General features: G+C 71.9%; 7 protein-coding genes. 5 read left to right on the forward strand and 2 right to left on the reverse strand.

What is annotated here, in order from left to right; genetic code table 11:
* Nucleotides 1-49: 49 nt before the first annotated feature.
* From EUA94_RS12690 to EUA94_RS12705, 4 genes are all read left to right on the forward strand, one after another.
* Nucleotides 50-541: a SigE family RNA polymerase sigma factor gene (locus tag EUA94_RS12690; RefSeq protein WP_129427239.1), complete on the forward strand. Its 492-nt coding sequence runs from the start codon at nt 50-52 to the stop codon at nt 539-541.
* On the forward strand, nt 538-1,734 hold the full coding sequence (locus EUA94_RS12695; RefSeq protein WP_129427240.1) for a hypothetical protein: 1,197 nt from the start codon (nt 538-540) through the stop codon (nt 1,732-1,734). Before EUA94_RS12690 ends, EUA94_RS12695 begins: the two co-directional genes overlap by 4 nt.
* Before the next feature lie 77 nt (nt 1,735-1,811).
* Nucleotides 1,812-2,309: a SigE family RNA polymerase sigma factor gene (locus EUA94_RS12700; RefSeq protein ID WP_129427241.1), complete on the forward strand. Its 498-nt coding sequence runs from the start codon at nt 1,812-1,814 to the stop codon at nt 2,307-2,309.
* Nucleotides 2,306-3,580: a WD40 repeat domain-containing protein gene (locus EUA94_RS12705; RefSeq protein WP_129427242.1), complete on the forward strand. Its 1,275-nt coding sequence runs from the start codon at nt 2,306-2,308 to the stop codon at nt 3,578-3,580. The genes EUA94_RS12700 and EUA94_RS12705 overlap by 4 nt, the downstream gene beginning before the upstream one ends.
* Before the next feature lie 212 nt (nt 3,581-3,792).
* On the opposite strand, the gene EUA94_RS12710 is transcribed toward EUA94_RS12705, so the two are convergent.
* Nucleotides 3,793-4,323, reverse strand: a complete 531-nt coding sequence (locus tag EUA94_RS12710; protein WP_129427243.1) for a TIGR03086 family metal-binding protein — start codon at nt 4,321-4,323, stop codon at nt 3,793-3,795.
* A 41-nt stretch (nt 4,324-4,364) separates the two neighbouring features.
* Nucleotides 4,365-5,723, reverse strand: a complete 1,359-nt coding sequence (locus EUA94_RS22720; RefSeq protein WP_242494844.1) for a helix-turn-helix domain-containing protein — start codon at nt 5,721-5,723, stop codon at nt 4,365-4,367.
* 110 nt (nt 5,724-5,833) lie between these two features.
* Between EUA94_RS22720 and EUA94_RS12720 the strand changes: the two genes are divergently transcribed.
* On the forward strand, nt 5,834-6,415 hold the full coding sequence (locus EUA94_RS12720; protein ID WP_129427244.1) for a hypothetical protein: 582 nt from the start codon (nt 5,834-5,836) through the stop codon (nt 6,413-6,415).
* Nucleotides 6,416-6,520: the final 105 nt, after the last annotated feature.

Genomic DNA, 6,520 nt, shown 5'->3' on the forward strand with positions numbered 1-6,520 from the left:
CCCCCGCACCGGCGCTCGTCCGCGTCGTACGTGGTGAGGGGGTTGCCTGATGACCGATCGATCCGGGTTCGACGCGTTCGTCCGGGCGCGCGGCCCTGCCCTCGCGCGGACGGCGTACCTCCTCACCGGTGACCACCACCTCGCCGAGGACCTCGTGCAGGCCGCGCTCGTGCAGGCGGCGAAGCACTGGGAGCGCATCGACACCTCGCCCGAGGCGTACGTCCGCCGCACGATGTACCACCAGAACATCTCGTGGTGGCGGGGCCGCAAGCTCGCCGAGACGTCGCTCGAGTCGTACGACGCGCCGGTGCCGGCGACCGACCCGACGATCCGGCTGACCCTCGAGCAGGCCCTGCGCCGGCTCACGCCGCGCCAGCGGACCGTCCTGGTGCTGCGCTACTTCGAGGACCTCACCGAGGTCCAGACCGCCGCCGAGCTGGGCATCTCCAGCGGCGCGGTCAAGTCCATGTCGCGCGACGCCCTCCGTCGACTGCGGACCCTGGCCCCCGAGCTCGCCGACCTGGTGGGAGCAGACACATGACCAGCCCGTCACACACTGACCTGCGCGAGGAGCTCGCCGCCCTCGCCGAGACCCAGCCCTTCTCCCCCGACCCGTCCGCGTGGGACCTCGGTCGCCGCGCCCGCAGTCGTACACGCGTCGTCCGCGCGGCTGCCACGCTCGCGGTCGTCGCCCTCGTCGTCGGGGTCGGTGCGATCGCGGTGCGACCCGACTCCGTGGGGCCTGCAGGCGGCATCGAACCGGACGGGGCGATCCCGAGCGTCATCACCACGCCCGACGGGCCGGTGATCACTGACCTGGCGATCGGTCGTGCCTCGGTGGCGTACGTCGACAGCGACGGCTCGCCGGTCCTGGTGGATGCGGCGACCGGCAAGGCCTCGTACGTCGACCTGCCGAGCTTCCCGGAGCCCTCAGTCATCGAGCGCACCGCGGACCTCGTGACCGGTCCGTTGCTGGCGGTCTCACCCGATGGTCGTCGGGTGGCCTACGCCGCTACCGTCGCCGCCGAGGGTCCCGCTGGTCAGCCGGCCTTCTCCACGCCCTGGTACATCGTGCTCGACCTGACCACGGGTGACTTCGAGTTCGTGGGCGTGCCACTGGGCACCGGTACGCCGCGCGCCATCTCCTGGACCACGGACGGTCGGCTGGCCATCGACGTGTACGGACGGCAGACCCGGAGGGACCAGCCGCCGTCCGTGGTGGCGCGGACGATCGACGTGACGACCGGTGACAGCGCCGCGTCTGCGCTGACCGGCATGCTGGCCCCGGGTGGCCTGATCAGCGCGACCTATCCGGTCGACGACGGACCGGTGCAGGCCGTGCCGTTCGAGATTGCCGAGGGCGATGTCGCCGGCCGGGACCTCCCCACCGACCTCTACCCCGAGGGCGCCGAAGTGGCGCCGGTCGGCTGGGCCGCTGATGACCTCCTGGTGGCGCACGTCGACGAGGACCTCGTTGTCCTCACCTCCCCGGACCGACCGGCGGCGGAGTCGACGTGGCAGGTCCTGGTCCCCGACCTGCCGGAGTCGTCGGGCGTCACCGTCGCGGTCGACCTCATCCCCGACCTGACCGGCGACCCGGACCAGGAGCTCACCCACGACTTCACCGCGACACCGATGGGCGACTCATCGGGTGGCCGTGCGCTCTACGTCGCGGGCGGAGCGGTCGTGCTCATGGCAGGAGTCGTCCTCATGCTGCGCCGCGTGCGGACGTAACGGCCGGAAAGTTCTCTACGCTGCATGCCACCCGGCACGCGGCCCTCCCGCGTCGTACGTCATGAAGGGGGGGTCCGGTGACCACAGCAGACAGGGACGGCTTCGACGAGTTCGTCGCCGCACGCAGCGCCGCGCTGTCGCGCACGGCGTACCTCCTGACCGGCGACCACCACCTCGCGCAGGACCTCCTGCAGGCAGCGCTGATGCAGGCAGTGAAGCACTGGCGGCGCATCCACACGTCGCCGGAGGCGTACGTCCGGCGTGCGATGTACCACCAGAACATCTCCTGGTGGCGTCGTCGCCGGATCACTGAGACGTCGCTGCTGTCGTACGACGGCGCAGTCCCGGCCCCCGACACCGATCTGCGACTCACGCTCGACCAGGCGCTCGCCCGGTTGACCCCGAAGCAGCGCACCGTGCTGGTGCTGCGCTTCTACGAGGACCTCACCGAGGTCGAGACCGCCCGCGCGCTCGGGCTCTCGACCAGCACCGTGAAGTCGACCACCCGCCAGTCGCTGGCTCGGCTGCGCACGCTCGCGCCCGAGCTCGCCGAGCTGATCGGAGCAGACGCATGACCACACGTCCGGACCGGGACCTCCGCGACGCCTTCCACCGCGTCGCCGACTCCACGTCTCCCCTGCCCATCGACGACGACCTCTGGCAGCGCGGACACACGGCCCGCCGACGCGGGCAGGCCTTCGCAGTCGCGGCCGTCCTCGCGCTCGTCGTGTCGGTCGGCGGCGTCGCGACGCTCGTGACCGGCACGGACCGCGAGGCGCGTACGGCATCGACCGAAGTCGTCGAGGGAGGCGCGGTCCCGAGCAGCATCGTCGACATCCCCGACGACCTCGCGGTCACCACCGACCTCGCCGTGGGGCAGGGCTCGGCCGCGTTCATCTCGAGCTCGGGCGATCCGGTGGTGATCACGGCGACCGACGGACTGCCGCACCGCCTCGACCTGCCGGGCTGGGACCAGGCGCCGATCGCGCTCGCGCTGTCCAGCGATGGGCGGACGATCGCCTACCAGGACGCATCCGCCGAGTCGGGCACCTACCTCACCACGGTGGACCTCGAGACCGGACGATCCGTGCGAGTCTTCTCCGACGACAGCCAACGCCTGCTGGTGAACGAGCTCAGCTGGTCACCGGACGGACGCTGGCTCGCGTGGGTCGCGACCACGCAGGACGGCCTCCTGGCACTGCTGGGCAGGGTCGACACCTCGGAGGGTCGACCCCGCCAGGTGCGTCTTCCGTCGGGCGCGGTCGATGTCGCGGTGGCCGACGACGGCTCCGCGCTCGTGGGCTTGGGGGGCGGAGGTCTCCTCATGGCCGACCCGGACCGCGGCGCGGTCAGCGTCTTCTCCGGTCCGGGGGTCGGGGCGGGCGCCTTCTCCCCCGACGGCCGCCACGTCGCGCTCCGGTCGTCCGCCACCCAGACGTCGTACACCTGGGACACGGACGCCGACGAGCTCCTGGAGCACCCGTTCCCCGAGGACACGCTTGCAGCGGTCGACGTCCGTCCCCTCGGCTGGATGGACGACCAGCGGCAGGTGCTGCTGGCGCAGGACCTGAGAGGGGGCTACTCCGGCGAGCTCGTGGTCACCACCCCCACGGTCGACGACACCAGCACGTGGCGCCGCTCCGTGGGCCGCGTCGACCGGGACATCGCCGACTCGCTCACCATCGCCGTCGACCTGCTCCCCGACCTCGACGGCACGTCGTCGCAGCAGCTGACGTACGACTTCGACGGTCCGGAGCGCGACATCTCGTGGATCATCGGGCTCGGCGTCGCGGCCGCGATCGCCGTGCTGATGGGGCTGCGGTGGCTGTGGCGACGGTTCGGGTAGTCCACCGGGAAATGGCTGTCCTGACGGCCGTCCAGCAACTAAAAGTCACTGGACTACCCCGGCCCCCGGATAGTCCACCGGGAAATGGCTGCCAGGCAGGCCATCCAGCAACCAGAACCCGGTGGACTACCCCGGCCCCCGGATAGTCCACCGGGAAATGGCTGCCAGGCAGGCCATCCAGCAACCAAAACCCGGTGGACTACCGAGGTCGGTCAGGCGCGAGGTTCGCGGCCAGAGAACGCCGCCAGACGCTCGTACGCCCCCGCATCGGCCGGCGCCTCGACCTCGGTCCCGAAGGCGCCCATGCGGTTCTCGACGGTCAGCCCCTGCTGCATCGCGGCCAGCCCGGTCTCGGCGAGGGAGTCGTCGAGCGCGACGTCCGCGCCCGTCCCCCGCACCAGGTCCCAGGAGTGCACGGCGTACTCCGCGACCTGGAAGCCGGCACTGCCCTGCTGGTCGTCGGGCAGCTGCTGCATCGCCGCGAGCAGCTCGTCGGCTCCGGCCCTGAACGTCTGGCCCCACTGCCCGTCGGGCACCTCGGGGACGGCACTCCAGTCGACCTCCTCGCCGCGCGTCATCTTCGCCCAGGTGCCGGGGCCCGACGCGACGTGCGCCGCGAGCTGCCGCACGGTCCAGTCCGAGCACGGGGTGGGGTTGTCGAGGTTGTCGTCGGTGACGGTGTCCAGCACCTGTCCGGCCTGGTTGAGCGCCTTCGCCAGCTGGTCCACGGGAGAGTCGGTCATGCCTGACACCTCACTCCTCGACCACGAGCGACGCAACCCCCTCAGGTACGGAGGTACGCGAGCACTGCCAGCACGCGCCGGTTGGTGTCGGGCTGCTGGTGCAGGCGCAGCTTGGCGAAGACCGACCCGACGACCGGTTCCACGGTCTTGACCGACAGGTGGAGCCGCTCGCAGATCGCCGCGTTGGAGAGCCCCTCGGCCATCAGCTCCAGCACGTCGCGCTCGCGCGGGCTCAGCCCGTCCAGATGCCCGGCACGGCGTTCGCGCTCGACGATGTCGCCGAGGGTGAGGTGCTGCAGGACCAGCGCAGCCTGCGCGGCCAGATCGTCGAGGAGACGCACCTCGGCGGCCGACAACGCGATCGTACGGTCGACGGTGAGGGCACCGACCCGGTGCTCGTCCAGGTCGAGCCTGCGCGACACCGGCGGCAGCTCAGTGACCGCGACCGGCGGCGGGTCCTCGGTCGAGGGTGGCCAGACCCCGACCGGTTGCAGCACGTCGGCCGAGCCGAGCCACAGCGTCGCAGGCGCCGACAGCGCCTCCGAGGTGGCGCGCGTCAGGTCGCCCGCCAGGTCGTCGGCGGCCGGTCCACGGCGGGACATCCAGGTGAGGGCGGCGTACGCCGCTGCGTGCTGGCCGTGGACGATCGCGAGCCCGGCGATCACGGGCACCAGCGTCGCCGCGAGCAGCCCCGGCGTCGGCGTACGCCAGCCCACGAGCCCGATCACCAGCACCAGTACCGCCACTCCGGCGGCCAGCAGCAGCCAGGCGAGCTGGCGGCGTACCCACCCGGTCGCACTGCGCCAGCGCAGCAGCAGCGCGACCGGCCACAGCAACTGGAAGGCGACGTACGTCGAATGCGCCAAGGCCGACCACACCGACGCGACGACGTCGGGCGCGGCGTCCGCGAGCGGGTGCGCGACGCGGAGTCCAGCGGCGGCGTACTCCACCGGCCACAGCAGCGACAGCGCCGAGCACGCGACAGCAAGGACGACGACCACGCCGGCCACCGGCCGCCACGTGGGCGAGGGCAGGCGGCCGTCCGGGAAGCAGACGATCGCCAGCGTCACGAGCGCGATGCTCGTCGCGATCGGCCAGACGCCGAGCCACGCGGCCCACCGGACTGCCGAGGAGCCCGGGTCGCCGGCGTGCCCGATCTGGCGGCCCCAGAACATCACGGCATGGACCGCGCCCGTGCCCAGCATCAGCATGCCCTCGGGGTGGGCCCGCCGCTGCTGGAGGACGTACGCGCCGACGAAAGTGAGGGCCAGGGCCAGCAACCCGTTGTGGAGGTTCGTCAGCCACACGCCCTGCGCCAGCCCCCAGGTGACCAGCAGCACGACGCCGCTCACGACCACCAACGGCGCGAGGCCGTGCGGGAGCCGGGCGCTGCCACTCATGCCGACATCGTGGCATCGCGGGACGCCCAGTGGCACAGGGTTGTCCCTGGACCTCGGTCGCAGGGTCAGCCCCGTAGTGCCCGCGCTGCCGCCCGACCAGCGTGGACGCCATGACCACCTCTATGACCTGGCACACCACCGACACCACCACGGCCACCCCGACCGAGCGCCTCCTCGACGGCTCGCTCGCGGTGGCCCCGCTGCTCTACCTCGCCGCCGACACGACGTACGCCGTCCGCGGCTGGGACGACGCCACGGCCGGCGTGCTGCACGTGCTCGGGGCGATGGCGTACGCCTTCGTCGTCCTGGCCGTTGCGTCCTGGCTCCCCCGCAGCTCGCGGCTCGCAGCGGCGATCGTGCTCACCGGCGTGATCGGTGCCTGCGGCAACCTGGCCTACGGCTTCGACGCGATCCACCTCTCGCTCGGAGACACCTCCCTGGTCGACCAGGCGGGCGCCGCGAACCTGATCAAGCCGCTCGGGTTGTTCTTCCCGCTGTCCTTCGCGCTCGTCGCCGCAGCGCTGGTTCGGCTCGGCCACCGCTGGCAGGCCGCCCTGGTGCTGGTCGCGATCCTGGCCTGGCCCGTCGCCCACATCGGCAACATCGCCGCCGTCGCGGTGCCGGTCAACGTGGCGCTGGTGATCGCCTTCGGCAGCCTGCTCTGGACCCGCCGCGACCCCGACCCCCGGTAGTCCGCATCAAAAGACTGGCCAGGACGGAGGTGGAATCTAGGTAGTCACGCAACACCGTGGTTTGTGGCGGCTTCTGACAATAGTCGGCCGAGTACTTCGGCTGGG

The sequence above is a fragment of the Nocardioides zhouii genome (assembly GCF_004137345.1).
GTDB lineage: Bacteria > Actinomycetota > Actinomycetes > Propionibacteriales > Nocardioidaceae > Nocardioides > Nocardioides zhouii.

What these genes read in the sequence shown, in the direction of transcription:
- EUA94_RS12690 (WP_129427239.1), top strand. Translation starts at nt 50, where the DNA reads ATGACCGATCGATCCGGGTTCGACGCGTTCGTCCGGGCGCGCGGCCCT.
- EUA94_RS12695 (WP_129427240.1), top strand. Translation starts at nt 538, where the DNA reads ATGACCAGCCCGTCACACACTGACCTGCGCGAGGAGCTCGCCGCCCTC.
- EUA94_RS12705 (WP_129427242.1), top strand. Translation starts at nt 2,306, where the DNA reads ATGACCACACGTCCGGACCGGGACCTCCGCGACGCCTTCCACCGCGTC.
- EUA94_RS12710 (WP_129427243.1), bottom strand. Translation starts at nt 4,323, where the DNA reads ATGACCGACTCTCCCGTGGACCAGCTGGCGAAGGCGCTCAACCAGGCC.
- EUA94_RS22720 (WP_242494844.1), bottom strand. Translation starts at nt 5,723, where the DNA reads ATGAGTGGCAGCGCCCGGCTCCCGCACGGCCTCGCGCCGTTGGTGGTC.
- EUA94_RS12720 (WP_129427244.1), top strand. Translation starts at nt 5,834, where the DNA reads ATGACCACCTCTATGACCTGGCACACCACCGACACCACCACGGCCACC.